At 77.2% G+C, this 17,778-nt stretch carries 18 protein-coding genes, 1 pseudogene and 2 riboswitches; of the genes and pseudogenes, 12 read left to right on the top strand and 7 right to left on the bottom strand.

Annotation, left to right across the window (positions count from 1 at the left end; genetic code table 11):
• Positions 1–216: 216 nt before the first annotated feature.
• From Cpa01nite_RS12360 to Cpa01nite_RS12330, 7 genes are all read left to right on the top strand, one after another.
• Complete coding sequence (locus tag Cpa01nite_RS12360) at positions 217–960, top strand: FMN-binding negative transcriptional regulator (RefSeq protein ID WP_203669074.1); 744 nt, start codon at positions 217–219, stop codon at positions 958–960.
• Between the two features lie 80 nt (positions 961–1,040).
• Entirely contained in the window at positions 1,041–2,525 is a 1,485-nt protein-coding gene (locus Cpa01nite_RS12355; RefSeq protein ID WP_203669073.1) for an amidohydrolase, read from the top strand.
• 205 nt (positions 2,526–2,730) lie between these two features.
• Complete coding sequence (locus Cpa01nite_RS12350) at positions 2,731–3,168, top strand: hypothetical protein (protein ID WP_203669072.1); 438 nt, start codon at positions 2,731–2,733, stop codon at positions 3,166–3,168.
• A gap of 78 nt (positions 3,169–3,246) precedes the next feature.
• On the top strand, positions 3,247–3,534 hold the full coding sequence (gene purS / locus Cpa01nite_RS12345; RefSeq protein ID WP_203669071.1) for a phosphoribosylformylglycinamidine synthase subunit PurS: 288 nt from the start codon (positions 3,247–3,249) through the stop codon (positions 3,532–3,534).
• Positions 3,534–4,229: a phosphoribosylformylglycinamidine synthase subunit PurQ gene (gene purQ, locus Cpa01nite_RS12340; protein ID WP_203669070.1), complete on the top strand. Its 696-nt coding sequence runs from the start codon at positions 3,534–3,536 to the stop codon at positions 4,227–4,229. The genes purS and purQ overlap by 1 nt, the downstream gene beginning before the upstream one ends.
• Before the next feature lie 285 nt (positions 4,230–4,514).
• Positions 4,515–5,219, top strand: coding sequence for an LLM class flavin-dependent oxidoreductase (locus tag Cpa01nite_RS12335; RefSeq protein ID WP_203669069.1), 705 nt, complete (start codon positions 4,515–4,517; stop codon positions 5,217–5,219).
• 43 nt (positions 5,220–5,262) lie between these two features.
• Positions 5,263–5,715: a hypothetical protein gene (locus Cpa01nite_RS12330; RefSeq protein ID WP_203669068.1), complete on the top strand. Its 453-nt coding sequence runs from the start codon at positions 5,263–5,265 to the stop codon at positions 5,713–5,715.
• Between the two features lie 63 nt (positions 5,716–5,778).
• On the opposite strand, the gene Cpa01nite_RS12325 is transcribed toward Cpa01nite_RS12330, so the two are convergent.
• From Cpa01nite_RS12325 to Cpa01nite_RS12315, 3 genes and pseudogenes are all read right to left on the bottom strand, one after another.
• Positions 5,779–7,032 carry an O-succinylhomoserine sulfhydrylase gene (locus tag Cpa01nite_RS12325; RefSeq protein WP_203669067.1) on the bottom strand — a complete coding sequence of 418 codons (1,254 nt, stop codon included), beginning with the start codon at positions 7,030–7,032 and terminating at the stop codon, positions 5,779–5,781.
• Positions 7,029–7,454 carry a rhodanese-like domain-containing protein gene (locus tag Cpa01nite_RS12320; RefSeq protein ID WP_203669066.1) on the bottom strand — a complete coding sequence of 142 codons (426 nt, stop codon included), beginning with the start codon at positions 7,452–7,454 and terminating at the stop codon, positions 7,029–7,031. Before Cpa01nite_RS12320 ends, Cpa01nite_RS12325 begins: the two co-directional genes overlap by 4 nt.
• Before the next feature lie 23 nt (positions 7,455–7,477).
• Positions 7,478–7,660 (bottom strand): annotated as a pseudogene (locus tag Cpa01nite_RS12315) (DUF1737 domain-containing protein); the annotation flags it as partial.
• Positions 7,661–7,666: 6 nt separating this feature from the next.
• Positions 7,667–7,766, bottom strand: a riboswitch (SAM riboswitch).
• 117 nt (positions 7,767–7,883) lie between these two features.
• Positions 7,884–7,999: riboswitch (SAM riboswitch) on the top strand.
• Between the two features lie 45 nt (positions 8,000–8,044).
• On the opposite strand from Cpa01nite_RS12315, the gene Cpa01nite_RS12310 reads away from it, so the two are divergent.
• Complete coding sequence (locus tag Cpa01nite_RS12310; RefSeq protein WP_203669064.1) at positions 8,045–9,424, top strand: aminotransferase class V-fold PLP-dependent enzyme; 1,380 nt, start codon at positions 8,045–8,047, stop codon at positions 9,422–9,424.
• A gap of 128 nt (positions 9,425–9,552) precedes the next feature.
• Here Cpa01nite_RS12310 and Cpa01nite_RS12305 read toward each other — a convergent pair whose 3' ends face one another.
• Positions 9,553–10,176, bottom strand: a complete 624-nt coding sequence (locus Cpa01nite_RS12305) for a pentapeptide repeat-containing protein (protein WP_203669063.1) — start codon at positions 10,174–10,176, stop codon at positions 9,553–9,555.
• A 77-nt stretch (positions 10,177–10,253) separates the two neighbouring features.
• Between Cpa01nite_RS12305 and Cpa01nite_RS12300 the strand changes: the two genes are divergently transcribed.
• Together Cpa01nite_RS12300 and Cpa01nite_RS12295 are read left to right on the top strand one after the other, a co-directional pair.
• Positions 10,254–10,676 (top strand): hypothetical protein, encoded by a 423-nt coding sequence (locus Cpa01nite_RS12300; protein WP_203669062.1) that lies wholly within the window; start codon positions 10,254–10,256, stop codon positions 10,674–10,676.
• Positions 10,673–10,939, top strand: coding sequence for a hypothetical protein (locus Cpa01nite_RS12295; RefSeq protein WP_203669061.1), 267 nt, complete (start codon positions 10,673–10,675; stop codon positions 10,937–10,939). The genes Cpa01nite_RS12300 and Cpa01nite_RS12295 overlap by 4 nt, the downstream gene beginning before the upstream one ends.
• A 30-nt stretch (positions 10,940–10,969) precedes the next feature.
• On the opposite strand, the gene Cpa01nite_RS12290 is transcribed toward Cpa01nite_RS12295, so the two are convergent.
• Genes Cpa01nite_RS12290 through Cpa01nite_RS12280 form a run of 3 tightly spaced genes read right to left on the bottom strand, consistent with a single transcriptional unit; the run spans position 10,970 to position 14,720 of the window.
• Positions 10,970–12,010 carry a MaoC family dehydratase gene (locus tag Cpa01nite_RS12290; RefSeq protein WP_239068744.1) on the bottom strand — a complete coding sequence of 347 codons (1,041 nt, stop codon included), beginning with the start codon at positions 12,008–12,010 and terminating at the stop codon, positions 10,970–10,972.
• Positions 12,007–13,371: a 3-oxoacyl-ACP reductase gene (locus tag Cpa01nite_RS12285; RefSeq protein ID WP_203669060.1), complete on the bottom strand. Its 1,365-nt coding sequence runs from the start codon at positions 13,369–13,371 to the stop codon at positions 12,007–12,009. The genes Cpa01nite_RS12290 and Cpa01nite_RS12285 overlap by 4 nt, the downstream gene beginning before the upstream one ends.
• On the bottom strand, positions 13,371–14,720 hold the full coding sequence (locus Cpa01nite_RS12280) for an acetyl-CoA C-acetyltransferase (protein WP_203669059.1): 1,350 nt from the start codon (positions 14,718–14,720) through the stop codon (positions 13,371–13,373). Before Cpa01nite_RS12280 ends, Cpa01nite_RS12285 begins: the two co-directional genes overlap by 1 nt.
• A gap of 129 nt (positions 14,721–14,849) precedes the next feature.
• On the opposite strand from Cpa01nite_RS12280, the gene Cpa01nite_RS12275 reads away from it, so the two are divergent.
• Together Cpa01nite_RS12275 and Cpa01nite_RS12270 are read left to right on the top strand one after the other, a co-directional pair.
• Complete coding sequence (locus Cpa01nite_RS12275; protein ID WP_203669058.1) at positions 14,850–15,563, top strand: TetR/AcrR family transcriptional regulator; 714 nt, start codon at positions 14,850–14,852, stop codon at positions 15,561–15,563.
• 52 nt (positions 15,564–15,615) lie between these two features.
• On the top strand, positions 15,616–17,748 hold the full coding sequence (locus tag Cpa01nite_RS12270; protein ID WP_203669057.1) for an acyl-CoA dehydrogenase family protein: 2,133 nt from the start codon (positions 15,616–15,618) through the stop codon (positions 17,746–17,748).
• Positions 17,749–17,778: the final 30 nt, after the last annotated feature.

Raw genomic sequence — 17,778 nt, 5'->3', positions numbered from 1 at the left:
GCTCTGCCGGGGCCGGGGCGGCGGCGTCGGGGTGGGACGGCGCGGGCCGGCGGGCCGGGTGGGGGTGCCCGGCGGCGGTGCCGGTAGTCAACCGCTGCACCCCGTGGGTCCGTCAATAGCCGGGATGCTGAGAGTTCAGTAGGCAATGAAAGTTTTACGTGCGTGACACAGACGGCGGGTGCCGTCGGGAGGGGTCGCGGTGGTTCGATGGGCCGCGTGATCCACACGACCGACTACGTGCTGACCGACGAGGGACGCGTCCGTGACCTGGTGCGCGCCCACGGCTGGGCGACGCTGGTCTCGGTGACCGACGACGGGCCCGTCGCGTCGCACGTGCCGGTGCTCCTGGCCGAGGACGTGCCGCTGCCGTCGGCGGGGACCGGGGGCGCGCCGGTCCCGCCCGCCGAGCCCCCGGCGCCGCGGCCTGCGCGCGACGCCCACGGCCTTCCCGACCGGTTCACCGTGCCGGCGGCGCCGCTCACGCTGCTCAGCCACCTCGGCCGGCCCGACGAGCTGCTGCACCAGGCCGGCTCCGGGCGCGAGCACCTGCTCGTCGTGGAGGGGCCGTACGGCTACGTGTCGCCCGGCTGGTACGGGTACGCGCCGGCGGTGCCGACCTGGAACTACGTCGCCGTGCACCTGTACGGCACGCTCGAGCTGCTCGACGCCGAGGACTCGTACGCGGTGATGGCGGCGACGGTGGACCAGTACGAGGCGCCGATGCCCGACCCGGTGCGGCTGCCGGACGTCGAGGGGTACGCGCGGCGGATCGCGCCCGGCGCCGTCGGGTTCCGCCTCTCCGTGACCCGCTGGCAGGGCAAGGCCAAGCTCAGCCAGGACAAGCCGCGCGCCGTCGCGGAGCGGGTCGCCGAGCGCCTGGGCGACGACCCGCACCACGCGCAGCCGGCGCTCGCGGCCGAGATGCGCGCCGAGCTCGGCCGCCGGCCCGGCTGGGCCTGACGCACCGCCGGCCCGGCTGGGGCCGACGCACCGCCCGACCGCCCGACCCCGACCGCCCGACACCGACCGGAAGGCCCCGCGTGACCACCGCCGCCCTCGTCCTCACGAACGCCCGCCTGGTGGGCGCCCCGAGCACCGTCGACGTGCTGCTGCGCGACGGCCGGGTGCACGCCGTCGGCCCCGACCTCGCGCGCGGCGCGGGCGCCGGCGCCGAGCGGGTCGACCTCGGCGGCCGCACGGTCATGCCGGGCCTGTGGGACGCGCACACCCACATGACGCAGTGGGCGCTCGCCCGGCAGCGGCTCGACGTGTCGCAGGCGACCTCGGCGGCGCACGCCGTCCGGATCGTCCTGGACCGGCTCGCGGCGCGGCCGCTCACCCCGGGCACCGCGCTCGTCGGCTACGGGTTCCGCGACGGACTGTGGCCCGACGCCCCGACCGCGGAGCTGCTGGACGCCGCGGTCGGCGACGTGCCGGTGGTCCTCGTGTCGGGCGACCTGCACTGCGCCTGGTTCAGCACCGCCGGCCTCCGGTACGCCGGCGTCGCCGGGCACCCGACCGGGCTGCTCCGCGAGGCCGAGTGGCTGCCGCTGACCAGCGTGGTCGACCACGTGGCCGACGACGTCGCGGACGCCTGGGTCGCCGACGCGTCCCGGGCCGCGGCGGCCCGTGGGGTGGTCGGCGTCCTCGACCTGGAGATCACCGAGAACCTCGCGCCGTGGCGGCGCCGGATCGCCGCGGGCAACGACGCGCTGCGGGTCCGCGCGGGCGTCTGGGAGCCGTACCTGGACCGGGTCCTCGCCGAGGAGCTGCGCACCGGGGACGTCGTCGTCGGCACCGGTGGGCTGCTGCAGCAGGGGCCGCTCAAGGTCGTCACCGACGGCTCGCTGAACACCCGGACCGCGTTCTGCCACGACCCGTACCCGGGCCTGACCGGCGCGGACGCGTACGGCGTGCTGTCCGTGCCGCCGGAGCACCTGGTCCCGCTCATGGCGCACGCCACCCGCAAGGGTCTGACCTGCGCGATCCACGCGATCGGCGACCACGCGAACACCCTCGCGCTCGACGCGTTCGCGGCGTCCGGGGCCCGCGGGTCCGTCGAGCACGCCCAGCTGCTGACCGACGCCGACGTGGCCCGGTTCGCCGAGCTCGGCGTCGTGGCGTCCGTGCAGCCCGAGCACGCGATGGACGACCGGGACGTCGCCGACCGGCACTGGGCCGGGCGCACCGGTCGGGCGTTCGCGCTCGCGTCGCTGGCCGCCGCGGGCGTGGAGCTCGTGCTCGGCTCCGACGCACCGGTCGCGCCGCTGGACCCCTGGGTCGCGGTGTCGGCGGCGGTGGAGCGGGCGCGGGACGGGCGCGAGCCCTGGCACCCCGAGCAGCGGCTGGACCTGGTGACCGCCCTGCGGTCGTCGGTCGACGGCCAGCCGCTGACGCTCGCCGTCGGCGCGCCGGCGGACCTCGCCGTGCTGGACGCGGACCCGCTGGCCGCGGGGGCGCCGCTGCGGGAGATGCCGGTGGCCGGGACGCTGCTCACGGGGCGGTGGACGCACCGGGGGTTCTGAGCGCAGGTCGGCGCCGCAGGGCGCGGCGGCGGGGACGCAGGACCCGCGTCGGTCCGCGGGTGCGCCGGCGGGCTGGTGAGCCCCCGGGTGACGCCCACCCACCCGGTCGGCGTCGACCGTTCGGGTGGTGGCCGGGGAGCGGTGGGTGCTACCACCCAGAGGTCCCGGGACAGCCGGGCTACCGGGTCGTAACGTCCCGGCTCATATGGCCACCGACCTGCACGTCCTCGCCCCCCACGGCATCGCCGGCCGCACCGCGCTCGGGTACCACCCCCGGGACGGCCGCCCGGTCGCCTGCTGGGTCGTCCACCCCACCCGCCGCGAGCCGGGCGTGGTGCGGCGGCTGGAGCGGTACGCGGCGGCGCTGGGCCTCGGCGACACGGCCGGCGAGACGCTCGCCGAGGTCGACGACTACCGCGCGTCCCTGACCGCGGCGGGCGGCTGGGCCACCCTGTGGGTCGGCGACGAGATCGAGCTGGCGGCCGAGCACGACGACGCGTGGCTGGACGCCCTGCTCGACCGCGGCTGGGCCGTGGTGGTCGTCGGGTACTCGACGGACCTCGCCACCTCGGACAACCCGGCGATCATGGCGTACCTGACCGGGGGCGGGAACGCGCACGTCGGGGTGGTGCGCGCCGCCTGACGCCCCGCGCGCACGGGGCGCCCCGCGGGGTCGGTAGGCTGTGACCACCCCCACCGCCGCGAACCAGGGAGCTCACCCGTGGGACGAGTCGTCGTCGATGTGATGCCCAAGCCGGAGATCCTCGATCCGCAGGGCAAGGCCGTCGCCGGGGCGCTGCCGCGGCTCGGCTTCGGCCAGTTCACCAGCGTCCGCCAGGGCAAGCGGTTCGAGCTCGAGGTCGACGGGCCGGTGACGCCCGAGGTGCTGGCCGCCGCGGCCGCCGCCGCCGAGCAGGTGCTCTCCAACCCGGTGATCGAGGACGTCGTCCGCGTCGCCGACGCCGAGGCCGACGCCGCGGCGACGATCGCGTCGGGGAACCTGGCCTGATGACGAGGATCGGCGTCGTCACCTTCCCGGGCACGCTGGACGACCGCGACGCCGCGCGCGCCGTGCGCCTCGCCGGTGGCGAGCCCGTCGCGCTCTGGCACGCCGACGCGGACCTGCGCGGCGTCGACGCCGTGGTGCTGCCCGGCGGGTTCTCCTACGGCGACTACCTGCGCGCCGGCGCCATCAGCCGGTTCGCCCCCGTCATGGGCGAGGTCGTCGAGGCCGCCGGCAAGGGCATGCCCGTGCTCGGCATCTGCAACGGCTTCCAGGTCCTCACCGAGGCGCACCTGCTGCCCGGCTCGATGATCAAGAACGACCACCTGCACTTCGTGTGCCGCGAGCAGGTGCTGTCCGTCGAGTCCACCGACACGGCCTGGACCGGCGAGTACGCCGCGGGCGAGCGGATCACGATCCCGCTCAAGAACCAGGACGGCCAGTACGTCGCCGACGAGAGCACCCTCGACGAGCTCGAGGGCGAGGGCCGGGTCGTGTTCCGCTACGAGGACACCAACCCGAACGGCTCGCGCCGCGGGATCGCCGGCATCAGCAACGCGAAGGGCAACGTCGTCGGCCTCATGCCGCACCCCGAGCACGCGGTCGAGGCCGGCTTCGGCCCCGACGGCGCGCGCGGCCCGCGGTCCGGCACGGACGGCCTGCGGTTCTTCACCTCGGTGATGCGCTCGCTCGTCTCCTGAGCCGCGGCGCCGGCGGCGCCCCGAGCGCCGAGCGGGCGACCGACACGTCGAGCGAGCGTCCGGCGGATGCTCGCTCGACGTGTTCCCCGCACGGTCGCGGTGCCGCACCGGCGCGCCGGGTCACGTGCGCCCGGGATGTGGACACCGGGCAGACCCGCTGGTCGCGCCCCGGTTAGGCTGCCCGCGTGTTCCTGAGCCGGGTGTGTTGTCGCTGAGCTGACGACCTCGCGCGCCCGCGGCCGGACGGCCCTCGCCGCGCACCCCGCCTCACCCGAGGACACCCCCATGGCTCAGCCCGTGCTGGACCGCGCCGCCGCGGTCGCCACCCGTCACCACCCCACCGCCCGCCCCGCGCGTCCCGCCGCCGCGCCCGTCGCCGCCGCGCCCGCGCCCGCCGGCGCCGCGCCCGCGGGCGCCGCGCACCCCGGCGCCCGACCCGTCCCGCCGAGACCCACTGATCCCGCCGAGACCCACGCCCGCGGAGGGGCCGCTCGACCGGATCAGTGGGTCTCGGCGCCGGCGCCCGTCGTGCACGTCGGCGCGCCCGCCTACGGCGTGCGGACCGTCGAGGCGCGACCGGGGTCGGAGTCGGCGATCGCCGTCGCCGCCCGGACCGCCGACGTCATCCGCCTCGGCTTCTCGGTCGCCGTCCCGTCCGTCGGCGCGCTCGCCCGGGTGACCGCGCTGGTGGAGGACGCGCTGGCCGAGGCCGGGCGCGACCGGTCCGAGGTCCGGGTGCTGCTCGACCTGGAGGTCGTGCTCGCGGGCGACGAGCGCACCGCCCGCCGCAAGCGCTCGCACCTGGAGTACCTGGACGCCCTCGCCGGGCTGTCGTGGGCGCCCGCCGGCACCCGCGTCGTCACGACCGCGGACCGGCTGGTGGCCGAGGTCGGCGAGGTGGCCCGGCGCGCGGGCGTCGACGGCGTGGTGCTGCACCCGCTGGCCGGCGGCCCGACCGTCGAGGACGAGCTGCGCGCCCTGGTCGCCTGACCCGGCGGCGGGGCCGCGGCCCGGGCGTCGGTACGGTGGGCGCATGACGCGGGCGTGGCACTGGTCGGTCCTGGGCGTGCTGCTCCTGGCCGTGTGGCTGGCCGCGCTCGCGTGGACGGGCGACCCCGAGGCCCGCGCCGGGTTCCTCGGCTACGCGGTGCTGATGCTCCTGCTGGGCGTCGTGCCCGCCGCGCTGCTGGGCACCCTGCTCGGCGCAAGCGTGCTGGCGGTCGCGCGCCGGCTGCCGCCGCGAGGTGACGCGCGCCGCGGCCGGGCGCTCGCCGTGGCGGCCGCGATCACCGCGGTGGCGACGACCGTGGTCGGCGCCGTCCTCGCCACCGGCGGCGTCGCGGTGGCGATCGCCCCGGCGGTGCTCGGCTGGTCGGCGCTCCTGGCCGGCCTGCCGCTGACCGCGGCCGCGCTGACCGCGTGGACCCGCTGGCGCCCGGAGCCCGACCGCGCGCGCCGGCCGGCCCCGGAGGGCACGCACCCCTGACGCCCGGTCGGCGCCCCGACGTGCGCGGACGCCCGGTCTCCGGTCGCCGCCGGTCGGGCGCCGTCAGCCGCCCGGCGTCCCCAGGGCCTGCTCCAGGTCGTCGGCCAGGTCGTCGACGTCCTCCAGCCCGACGGACAGCCGCACCGTCGACTCCGCGATCCCGACCGCCGCGCGCCCGGCCGGGCCGAGCTTGCGGTGCGTGGTCGTCGCCGGGTGCGTGACGAGGGACTTCGCGTCGCCGAGGTTGTTCGAGATGTCGATGACCCGCAGCGCGTCCAGCACGCCGAACGTCAGCGCCGTGGCCTCCGCGGGCGTCGACCCCTCCGGCACGCGCAGGTCGAGCGTCACCACCGTGCCGCCGCCCGACTGCTGCGCGAGCGCCAGCGCGTGCTGCGGGTGCGACGGCAGGTACGGGTACCGCACCCGGGCGACCGCCGGGTGCTGCTCGAGCCGGGTCGCCAGCGTGAGCGCGGAGGCGGTCTGGTGCCGGACCCGCAGGGAGAGCGTCTCCAGGCCCTTGAGCAGCACCCACGCGTTGAACGCCGACAGCGACGGCCCGGTGTTGCGGATCAGCGTCTGCACCGGCCCGTGCACGAACTCGTCGGTGCCGAGGATGGCCCCGCCGAGCACCCGCCCCTGGCCGTCGATGTGCTTGGTCGCCGAGTACACGACGACGTCCGCGCCGAGGTCGAGCGGCCGGGACAGCACCGGCGTCGCGAACACGTTGTCCACGACGACGACGGCGCCCGCGGCGTGCGCGAGCCGGCTGACCGTCGCGATGTCGACCAGGTCCTGCATCGGGTTGGACGGCGTCTCGAAGAACACCACGTCCGCCGGGGTCGACAGCGCCTCCTCCCATTGCGCCGGGACGTGCCCGTCGACGTAGTCGGTGCGCACGCCCCACTTCGCGAGGATCTCGTCGAAGATCACGACCGACGACCCGAACAGCGCCCGCGCGGCGACCACCCGCGAGCCCGACCGGACCAGCGCGGCCAGCGCCGTGAACACCGCCGACATGCCGGACGCCGTGGCGTAGCAGGCCTCGGCGCCCTCGAGCAGCCGGAGCCGCTCCTCGAACGTGGACACCGTCGGGTTGCCGTAGCGGGAGTACAGGAACCGGTCGGCCTCGCCGGCGAACGCGGCCTCGGCGTCGGCGGCGCGTGCGTACACGTAGCCCTGGGTGAGGAACAGGGCCTCGGACGTCTCCTGGAACGGCGTCCGCACCGCCCCGCCGCGGACGGCGAGCGTGTCGGGGCGCAGGGACTCCCGGGGGAGCCGGTCGTCGCGCCAGTCGGCCGGTCCGGGAGCCCCGGTCACGCCTCCCGCCACGGCAGGCCGGCGGCGCGCCAGCCCTGGTGGCCCCGGCGCCCGTCCGGGCCGACGTCGCCCTCGAAGCCGGTCAGGACGTTGTAGGCCGGGCCGAGCCCCGCCGCGGTCGCGGTGACGGCGGCGGCGACCGAGCGCACTCCCGAGCGGCAGAGGAACACCACGGGGCGCGGGTCCTCGGTGGTCACGCCGGCGTCGGCGAGCTCGTCGAGGAACGCCGGGTTCGGGCGGCCGAACGCGTCGGTCCACTGGATGAACGCGGTGCGGCCCTCGCCGGCGTCGGCGGTGTCCGGCACGCCGATCGTCTGCCACTCGCCCTCCGTGCGGACGTCCACGAGGACGGCCCGCTCGTCGGTCAGCAGCAGGTCCCAGGCCTCGTGCGGGGTCAGGTCGCCCGCGTACGGCGCGGTCACAGCGGGCGCACCGGGTTGCCCGGGGCCGCGGTGGCCGGCAGCACGACGGCCTGCGCGACGATCACGCGCTCCCCGTCGAAGGTGGCGGCGGGCCCGCCGTGCAGCTCGTAGCCCTCGGCCAGGGCGGCGCTGACCCGCTCGCAGAACGAGCGGTCGTCGGGCCCCGTCAGCAGGCGGTAGCGCAGGCGGTCGTCGGTGTCGGTCATGCCTCTCCTCCATCGGACCTGGCGGAAGCACCCTCGGCCGGACCCCGGGGTCCGCGGGTTGCTGCGGCGTCGACGAGCCAGATCTCTCGGCCGCTCTGGATGGTCCGGCGATGCTACGCCATCACCGGGACCAGGATGGCGGCCCGCCCGCGCCGGCGCGCGCCCGTGTCGCGTCGTGGACCGCGGTTGACACCCCCGCGGGAACCGCTCCATCCTCGGAGCAGGTCATGAGCGCCAGCGCGAAGCCCCGGCTCGCTGGCCGGCAACCCTCCCACCGCGGCGGGGTGCCCCGGGTGACGACCTGGCCGTGCACCGACCGGTGACCGGCAAGCGCGGGGTCGCCCGGTCCGTCGGGCCCCCACCGATCCGCTCGGGGGTAGTCCCATGTCCGTCACCGCCACCACCGCGTGCGCCGCCACCGCCCTGCTGCCCGTCGTCGGCGGGGACACGCGCGTCCCCCTCGTCGACGGCCGGTCCGTGCCGTACGCCAACCTCGACTACGCCGCGTCCGCGCCGGCCCTCGAGTCCGTCGCCGCCCGCGTCGTCGAGGTGCTGCCGCTGTACGCGTCCGTGCACCGCGGCGCGGGCTACCTGTCCCAGGTGTCGACGGCGCTGTACGAGGCGTCGCGCGCGACCGTGGCCCGGTTCGTGGGCGCGCGACCCGACGACGTCGCCGTCGTCACGCGGAACACCACCGACGCGCTCAACCTGCTGGCCGGTTGCGTGCCCGACGGCGGCCGCGTGCTGGTCCTCGACGTCGAGCACCACGCGAACCTGCTGCCCTGGGTGCGCTCGGTCCGCGGCTCCGGGCGCACGGCGACGATCCTGCCGTCGGCCCCCACCGTCGCGGAGACGCTGACGGCGCTCCGCACGGAGCTCGCCCGGCAGCCGTACGCGCTGGTCACGCTGACGGGCGCGTCGAACGTCACGGGCGAGGCGCTGCCGATCGCCTCCGTGGTCGCGCTCGCGCAGGAGGCCGGCGCTCGGGTGGCGGTCGACGGCGCGCAGCTGCTGCCGCACCGCGCGTTCTCGCTCGCGGCCAGCGGCGTCGACTACGTCGCGTTCTCCGGGCACAAGACCTACGCGCCGTTCGGCGCCGGCGCCCTGGTCGGCCGCCGCGACTGGCTCGACGCCGGCACGCCGTACCTGGCCGGCGGCGGCGCCGTCCGCGACGTCCGCACCGACCGGACGCTGTGGCAGCCCGCCCCGGCGCGGCACGAGGGCGGGTCGCCGAACGTGCTCGGCGCCGTCGCGCTGGCCGAGGCGTGCGACGCGCTCGCGGAGCTGCCCGCCGGGGCGCTGGACGAGCACGAGCGCGCGCTCCGCGAGCGGCTCGTCGACGGGCTCGCGGCGATCCCCGGGGCGCGGGTCCTGCGGTTGTGGTCCGACTCCGCCGACCCGGTCGGCGTCGTGGCGTTCACGCTCGGCGACCACGACTCCGGCCTGGTCGCGGCGTACCTGTCCGCCGAGCACGGCATCGGCGTGCGGGACGGCCGGTTCTGCGCGCACCCGCTGCTGGCCCGGGTGGGCGTCACGGGCGGCGCCATCCGCGCGTCCGTCGGCGTCGGCACGACGACCGAGACCGTCGACCGGCTGCTCGCGGGCCTGCGCGCCTACGTCGGCGAGGGCCCGGCTGCCTCGTACGAGGTGGTCGACGGGTGCTGGACCGTGGCGGGGGACACCCGGCCGCGGCCGGCGGTGACCGGCATCGACGCGATCGCGGCGACCGCCGCGGCGGCCTGCGGGCCGGCCGTCGAGGACTGAGGCCCCGGCGCCGGGCGGCCCGCGCAGGGGGCGGGTCGGCCCGGCGCCGGATCACCGGGGGTGCGGCAGGTGCGGGTGCGGGCGCGTGGCCGCCGCACCTGCTGCGGGTCCGCGCGCGGTGCGCCCGGTCAGCGGACGACGACGCCCAGGTGCGCCGCGAGCGCGCCGGCCAGGTCGACCAGCTGCGCCTGGCTGATCGTCGCCCCCTTCAGGCCGGCCGTGCCGTCGATGCCCCGCAGATCCGCGCCGCGCAGGTCGACGTCCTTCAGCTGGGCCCGGGTGACGTCGAGCCGGCCGACCCGGCAGTCCTCCAGCCGGACCCGGGCGGCGCGCACGCCCGCGAGGTCCAGGTCGCCGATGGTGCAGCCGACCAGGCGGACGTCCTGCAGCCGGGCGTCGCGCAGGTTCAGGTAGTCGATCTTGCCGCCCTCGACGACGACCCGGTCCCACGAGCCGCCGAACGCCTCGAGCGCGCCGAGCCGGCAGCCCTCGAGCGTGACGTCGCGCCAGGTGCCGGAGCGCGCGCGGAGCATCCCCGCCCGGCACTCGGCCAGCGTGGTGTCGACGAGGTGCGCGTGGTCGAGCTCCGCCCCGTCCAGGTCGCACCCCCGCAGCAGGCACTCGATGAACCGGGCGCTCTCCGCGTCGGCGCCGGCCAGGTCGAGGCCGTCGAGCAGGAGGCGGTCGTAGTCGCCCTCGGGCTCGACGGGGCCGGGGTAGGGCTCGAGGAGGTCGGTGCGCGGCGCGGGCATGGAGCCAGCCTCGCACCTCGGAACCGGGGCTGTGGACGACGGCGATCAGCGGATCGGGCGGCCCTAGCGTGGTCGGCATGGCGGCGGGGACGGTCGGTGCGGCGGTGGCGCAGGCGGCGCCGGCGCTCGGCACGGCCGAGTGGCTGGCGGAGTTCCTGCTGTCCCCGGGGCCCGCGGCGCTGGCGGCGGTGCTCGCCGCGGTGCTGGGTCTCGTAGCGGCCCGCGCGCGGATCCGGGCGGACCGGGCGGTCGCGGAGGACGCGCGGCGCGGAGCGGAGCGTGCGGCGGCCGTCGCCCACCACGCGCAGGTCGTGGAGCGGAACCTCGCGCAGTGGTGGGAGGCGTACACATGGGTGACGGCGCGCCTGGGTGGCGCGGACGACGAGGCGTTCCGGCCCGTGCTCAAGGCGCTGGCCACCGCCGCGGACGACCCTGTCCGCTCGGCGCTCGCGACAGTAGCGTGGGAGCAGATCAGCGAGCGCGAGGGAGCGGAGCCATGACGGTCGACCAGCAGCGTCCCCCGGGCGGTCGGCGGCGCCGGGTGAGCCCCGAGTTCGCGGCAGAGGCGCGCGAGTACATCGCCCGGCTGTCCGAGGGCGGCGACCTGTGGCAGCGCGCCCACGATCGTCAGCGCCAGGAGTACGAGCGCCTCGAGGCGGAGATCCGCCGCGCCACCGAGGAGCAGGCCTACTGGCGCGCCGAGTACGAGCGCCTGACCCGCGGCGGCCCGATCCGGCGGATGCTCCGCGCCCTGTTCACCTAGGCGCCGCGCACCCGCCGGACCGCGCCGGCCTCACGCCCGAGCCCGCACCTCCGCCGTCAGGTGCGGCCGCCGCCGCTTCGCGTCCCACGCCGTCACGGACCACGCCCGGTCCCCGGCCGGGGCGACCCGCACCACCGGCGTCGACGGCAGCAGCACGGGGGAGGCGAACTCGACGTCCCAGTCGTAGGACTCCCCGCGGCGCGCCCCGACGTCGGCGAGCGCCCGCGCGGCGGTGAGCATCCCGTGCGCGATCGCCCGAGGGAAGCCGAGCGCCCGCGCGGTGAGCGGGTGCAGGTGGATCGGGTTGGCGTCGCCGGACACGGCGGCGTACCGGCGGCCCGCCCCGGCGTCGAACGCCCACCGCCCGGTGGGGACCGGTGCCTCGAACTCCGGTCGCGCGACCTCCTCGGGCACGGCGCCCGGCACCCGCACCCCCGGGGCGAGGTAGGTCGACACCCCGCGCCAGGCCGCCGGCCCGTCGGCGGGCGCGCCCGCGCGGCGCACCTCGGCGACCAGCTCGACCTGCGCACCCTTGCGGTGCGGCCGCAGGTCCTCGGCCCAGGCCCGGATGTCGAGGGCGTCGCCGACCCGCAGGGGCGACCGCTGCTCGACCCGGTTGGCGAGGTGGACGATGCCGAGCGGCGGCATCGGGAAGTCCGGCCGGACGATCAGCGCGATGCCGACGGGGAACGCGAGCACGTGCACGAAGCCCGCGGGCAGCACGTCCGACGCCGGCTCGCCGACCAGGTGCTGGTACGCGGTGAGCCGCGCCGGGTCGGGGACGACGCCGCCGAGCCGGTGCTCGACCGGCGGCAGCGCCGGGGCCGCGCGCGGGCCCTCGTCGCCCGGGCCCGCCGGGATCCCCGGCACCCCGCCCAGCGCCCGCCTCACCGGCCCGCCGACCGCCGCGCGGCCCGAGGCGAGCCCGGCCCGCGCGTACAGCCCGCCGAGCCCGGGCGACTCGGCGAGCGCGAGCACCCGCCGGCCGGCGGACCCGCCGCCCGCCGCGCCGCCACCGCCCGCAGCGCCGCCGGCCCCTGCACCCCGCGCCGGCGACTCGACCGCCGTCACCGGCCCACCATGCTCTGCCCGCACACCCGCAGCACCTGCCCGACGACCCCGCCGGCCTGCGGCGACGCGAGGAACGCCACGGCCTCGGCGACGTCGACCGGCAGCCCGCCCTGCTGCAGCGACGACAGCCGCCGCGCCACCTGCCGGGTGACCGCCGGCATCCGCGCGGTCATCTCGGTCTCGATGAACCCGGGGGCGACGGCGTTGGCGGTGCCGCCGAACGCGGCGAGCAGCGGCGCGGTCGCCTGCACCATGCCGATGACCCCGCCCTTCGACGCGGCGTAGTTCGACTGCCCGCGGTTGCCCGCGATCCCGGAGGTCGACGCCAGCGACACGATCCGCGGGGCGTCGGTGAAGTCGCCGGAGGTCAGCAGCGCCTCGTTGATCCGGAGCTGCGCCGCGATGTTCACCGCGATCACGGACTCCCACCGGTCGGGCGTCATGTTGGCGAGCAGCTTGTCGCGCGTGATGCCCGCGTTGTGCACCATGACGTCGAGCCGCCCGTGCCGCCCGAGCGCGTGCTCGAGGATGCGGCCCCCGGCGTCGTCGGCCGTGACGTCGAGCTGCAGCGCGGTGCCGCGCACCCGGTTGGCGACCGCGGCCAGCGCCTCGCCCGCGGCGGGGACGTCGACGGCCACGACCGTGGCGCCGTCCCGCGCGAGCGTGGTCGCGATGGCCTCGCCGATGCCGCGCGCCGCGCCTGTCACCACGGCGACCCGGCCCTCGAGCGGCCGCTCCCAGTCCGCGGGCAGCGCGCCGGCGGCGGAGTCGACCGGCAGCAGCTGACCGTCGACGTACGCCGACCGGGCGGAGAGCAGGAACCGGAGCGCGCCGAGCACGGCGGGCGCGGTGACCGGCACGTCGTCGGCCAGGACCACGCCGTTGCCGGTCGCCCCGGCGCGCAGCTCCTTGGCGATCGACCGCAGGGCCCCGTCGACGCCCTGGCGCGCGGCGGCGAGCGCGGGCGCCTGGTCGGGGGACGGAGCGCGGGACACCGTGACGACCCGGCCGCCCGGCGCGAGCGTCCTGAGCACCGGCGCCAGCGTCAGCAGCGGTTCGGCCAGGTCCCGCGGGTGCGCCACGTCGGTCAGTGCGAGCACGACGGCCGCGAACCGGGTGCCCTCGCCGGCGTGCCGGCGGACGTCCAGGTCCCAGCCCTTGTGCTCGGGGGAGGTGCCGGACAGGAACTGCGCGAGCGTGTCGGCGTCGCCGCCCTCGCCGAGCACCAGCACCGGCCCGTCGACGAGCGGGGCGCCGGCGCGGTACCGGCGGAGCCGCGCGGGCCGGGGCAGGCCGAGCTGCTTCGCGACCTTGGCGGTGAACCCGCTGTTGACCAGGTCGAGGTAGGTGTCGCCTCCCATCACACCGCCTCCAGGATCGCCGCGACGCCGAGCCCGCCGGCGGCGCACACGGACACCAGCGCGCGGACCGGCCGGTCCTCGCCGGCGGCGAGCAGCTCGGCGCGGCGCCGGTGCAGGGTCTTGGCGACGGACGCGACGATCCGGCCGCCGGTCGCGGCGAACGGGTGCCCCGCCGCGAGCGACGACCCGTGCACGTTGAGGCGCTCGCGGTCGACGGTGCCGAGCGCGTCGTCCAGGCCGAGCCGGGACAGGCAGAACTCCTTGTCCTCCCACGCGGCGAGCGTGGTGAGCACGGTGGACGCGAACGCCTCGTGGATCTCCACGTAGTCGAGGTCGCCGAGGCCGAGCCCCTGCCGGGCGAGCAGCCGCGGCACCGCGTACACCGGCGCCATGAGCAGGCCGTCCTCGCCGTGCACGAAGTCGACGGCGGCGGTCTCGGCGTCGACCACCGCGGCGAGCGGGGTGAGTCCGCGCGCCTGGGCCCAGCCCTCCGAGGCCAGCAGCACCGTGGACGCGCCGTCGGTCAGCGGGGTCGAGTTGCCGGCCGTCATCGTCGCCGGGGTGTCGAGCCGGGTGCCGAACACCGGCTTGAGCTTCCCGAGCTTCTCCAGCGAGGTGTCGGCGCGCAGGTTCTGGTCGCGCACCAGCCCGCGGTACGGCGTCACCAGGTCGTCGAAGAACCCGGCCTCGTACGCGGCGGCGAGCCGCTGGTGGCTGGCGAACGCGATCTCGTCCTGCGCCTGGCGGGAGATGCCCCACTGCGCGGTGGTGAACGCCTGGTGCTCGCCCATCGACAGGCCGGTGCGCGGCTCGTCGGTGCGCGGCGTGGCGGGCTTGAGGTCGCCGGGCCGGAGCGCCGCGGCGGCCTTCAGCCGCTGCGGGACCGTCCTGGCCCGCGAGAGCGTGAGCAGGGTCCGGCGCAGGCCCTCGCTGACCGCGATCGGCACGTCGGACGCGGAGTCGACGCCCCCGGCCACGCCGGACTCGACCTGGCCGAGCCGGATCTTGTTGGCGATCGACACGACCGCCTCCAGCCCGGTCGCGCAGGCCTGCTGCAGGTCGTACGCCGGGGTGCGGGCGGACAGCGGCGAGCCGAGCACCGCCTCCCGGGTCAGGTTGAAGTCGCGGCTGTGCTTGAGCACCGCGCCCGCGACGACCTCGCCCAGGACCTCGTCCTGCAGCCCGAACCGGGCGACGAGCCCGTCGAGCGCGGCCGTGAGCATGTCGAGGTTGCTCACCCGGGCGTACGGCCCGCCGGCCCGCGCGAACGGGATCCGGTTGCCGCCGACCACCACGGCGCGGGGAGCGCCGGTCGTGGGTGCCGGGGGTGAGCTGGGTGTGGCTGCCATCGGGGTCCTCCCGCATCGTCGTCGATCAGGGTGGTGCCGGTCGGTGCTGGCCGTCGCGTCCGAAGTCGGGACCTCGGTCCCTTGTCGCAACGGTGCCCGAAACTCACAGTACCTGATACCGTCGGTTCTGTGAGCCCGATCACCCGAGCCCCGTCGACGGCGACGGACGACGGCCGGTCCACGCGCTGGGAGGACCACCGCGAGGCCCGCCGCGCCGAGCTCGTGCGCGTCGCCCGCCGGGTGGTGCACCACGGCGGGCCGGACGTGTCGATGGACGACATCGCGGCCGCGGCGGGTACCTCCAAGTCGATCGTGTACCGGTACTTCACGGACAAGGACGGCCTGCAGCTCGCGGTCGCCGCCGCCGTGGTCACCGACATCCGGGACGCGCTCGACGCCGCCGCGGCGGGGGCGACCGGCCCTCGGGACGCCCTGCGCGGGATGGTCGACACCTACCTGTCGATGATCGAGTCGTCGCCGCACGTGTACGCGTTCGTGACCCGCGGCGGCTCGGTCGGCCACTTCCTCGAGTCCGTGACCGAGCTGGTCGCCGCGCCGTTCGTGCGCGCGCTCGGCCCGGGCGCGGCGTCCGGCGACGACGCCGGCTGGACGCGGCTGTGGGCCGCCGGCGCCGTCGGGTTCGTCCGCGGGGCGGGGGAGCGCTGGCTCGCCGAGGCGGGCGCCCCCGGGGCCGACCGCGAGGACGTCGCCACCCGCGTCGCCGCCTGGCTGTGGGCCGGCCCGGTCGGCGTGCGCACCCGCGAGCAGGCGGCGCGACCCGCCGCCGCGCCCGACGAGCACGACAGGCACGAGCAGCACGACAGGCACGACCCGCACGACTGAGGCACCACCCGCACCGTGCGTCGACGACGACGTACCGACCGAGGGAGTCCGCATGACCACGACCGCACCGACCCCGGCCACCACCCCCGGCCCGGCGGTGACGACCCCGACCGCGACCGTCCGGCCCACCGGCGCCGGGCACGCGCGCGGGCGCACGTCCGCCGACCCCCGCGTCGACGTGGACCGGCTGACCGACGTGCTGCTCGGCCGGTACGCCGACCTGCGCCGGGGCGCGCGCGACGTGGTCGCCCAGCCGCGGTTCCAGCGCGTCGAGGGGCTGACCGTGCCGGAGCACCGCGCCCGGGTGCTCGACCAGCTCCGGACCCTCGCGCGCGAGGGCGAGGTGCTGCGCGCCTTCCCGGAGCGGCTCGGCGGCGCCGACGACCACGGCGGCAGCCTGGCCCGGTTCGAGGAGCTCGTCGCCGCCGACCCGTCGTTGCAGATCAAGGCCGGGGTGCAGTGGGGCCTGTACGCCTCGGCGATCCTGCACCTCGGCACGGAGCGGCACCACGACCGCCTGCTGCCCGGCGCGATGTCGGTCGACGTCCCGGGCGCCTTCGCGATGACGGAGACCGGCCACGGCTCGGACGTCGCCAGCATCGGCACCACCGCGACCTACGACCCGGCGACCGAGGAGTTCGTCATCCACACGCCGTTCCGGGCGGCGTGGAAGGACTACCTCGGCAACGCCGGCCAGCACGGCACCGCCGCGGTGGTGTTCGCCCAGCTCGTCACCCAGGGACCGGACGACCCGCGGCCGGTCGACCACGGCGTGCACGCGTTCCACGTACCGATCCGCGACGCCGCGACCGGGGAGTTCCTCCCGGGCGTCGGCGGCGAGGACGACGGGCTGAAGGGCGGGCTCAACGGGATCGACAACGGCCGCCTCTGGTTCGACCACGTGCGGGTGCCGCGTGCCGACCTGCTCGACCGGTACGGCTCCGTCGCGCCGGACGGCACCTACTCCTCGCCGATCGCGAGCCCCGGCCGGCGGTTCTTCACCATGCTCGGCACCCTGGTGCAGGGCCGCGTGTCGCTCGACGGCGCCGCGGTCAACGCGGCGAAGCTCGGCCTGGTGGTCGCGGTGACGTACGGCAACCAGCGCCGGCAGTTCGCGGGCGCCTCGCCGACCGACGAGGTCGTGCTGCTCGACTACGGCGAGCACCGCCGCCGGCTGCTGCCCCTGCTCGCCGAGACGTACGCGGCGACGTTCGCGCACGAGCACCTGCTCGCCGCGTTCGACGACGTGTTCTCCGGCCGCGACGACACCCCCGACTCGCGCGAGGAGCTCGAGACCCTCGCCGCGGCGCTCAAGCCGACGTCGACCTGGCACGCGCTGCGGACGCTGCAGACCTGCCGCGAGGCGTGCGGCGGCGCGGGCTTCCTCACCGCGAACCGGCTCACCTCCCTGCGGGCCGACCTCGACGTGTACGTGACGTTCGAGGGCGACAACACCGTGCTGTACCAGCTCGTCGGCAAGCGGCTGCTCGCCCGGTACGCGTCCCAGGTCGGCGGCGACCCGGCCGTGATGGCGCGGCTCGTCGCGGGCAAGGCCGCGGACGCCGCGCTGCACCGGATGCCGCTGGCCCGCGCGGTGCAGACGCTGGTCGACGCGGGCGACGCGCGCCGCTCGGCGGGCCAGCTCCGCGACCCGGACGCCCAGCGGGACCTGCTCGCCGACCGCGTCGCGACGATGGTGGCCGAGCTCGCCCAGGCCCTGCGGCCCGCCCGCCGCGCCACGCCGGAGGTCGCCGCCGAGCTGTTCGACGCCCACCAGCACGAGCTCGTCGAGGCCGCCCGCGCGCACGCCGAGCTGCTGCAGTGGGAGGCGTTCAGCCGCGCGCTCGACGTGGTGCCGGACGCCGGCACCCGGCAGGTGCTGACCTGGCTGCGCGACCTGTTCGGGCTCACCGTCATCGAGCGGAACCTGGCCTGGTACCTGGTGAACGGGCGGCTGTCCGCCGGGCGCGCGCGCACGGTCACGTCCTACATCGAGCGGCTGCTGCTCCGGCTCCGGCCGCACGCGCAGGACCTGGTCGACGCGTTCGGGTACGGCCCGGAGCACGTGCGCGCCGAGATCGCGACGGGGGCGGAGGCCGCGCGGCAGGCGGAGGCGCGGGAGGCGCAGCGCGCGGCGCGGGCGTCGGGGACGGCGCCGGTCCCGGAGCCGAAGCCGGCGCGCTGACGCCGGGCCGGCCGCGGCCCGGGCTGCCGG

Origin of the sequence: Cellulomonas pakistanensis (assembly GCF_016862755.1) — a bacterium.
Taxonomy (GTDB): domain Bacteria; phylum Actinomycetota; class Actinomycetes; order Actinomycetales; family Cellulomonadaceae; genus Cellulomonas; species Cellulomonas pakistanensis.
The sequence above is the reverse complement of the archived record's forward strand: the minus strand, read 5'-3'. Positions and strand labels throughout refer to the sequence as shown.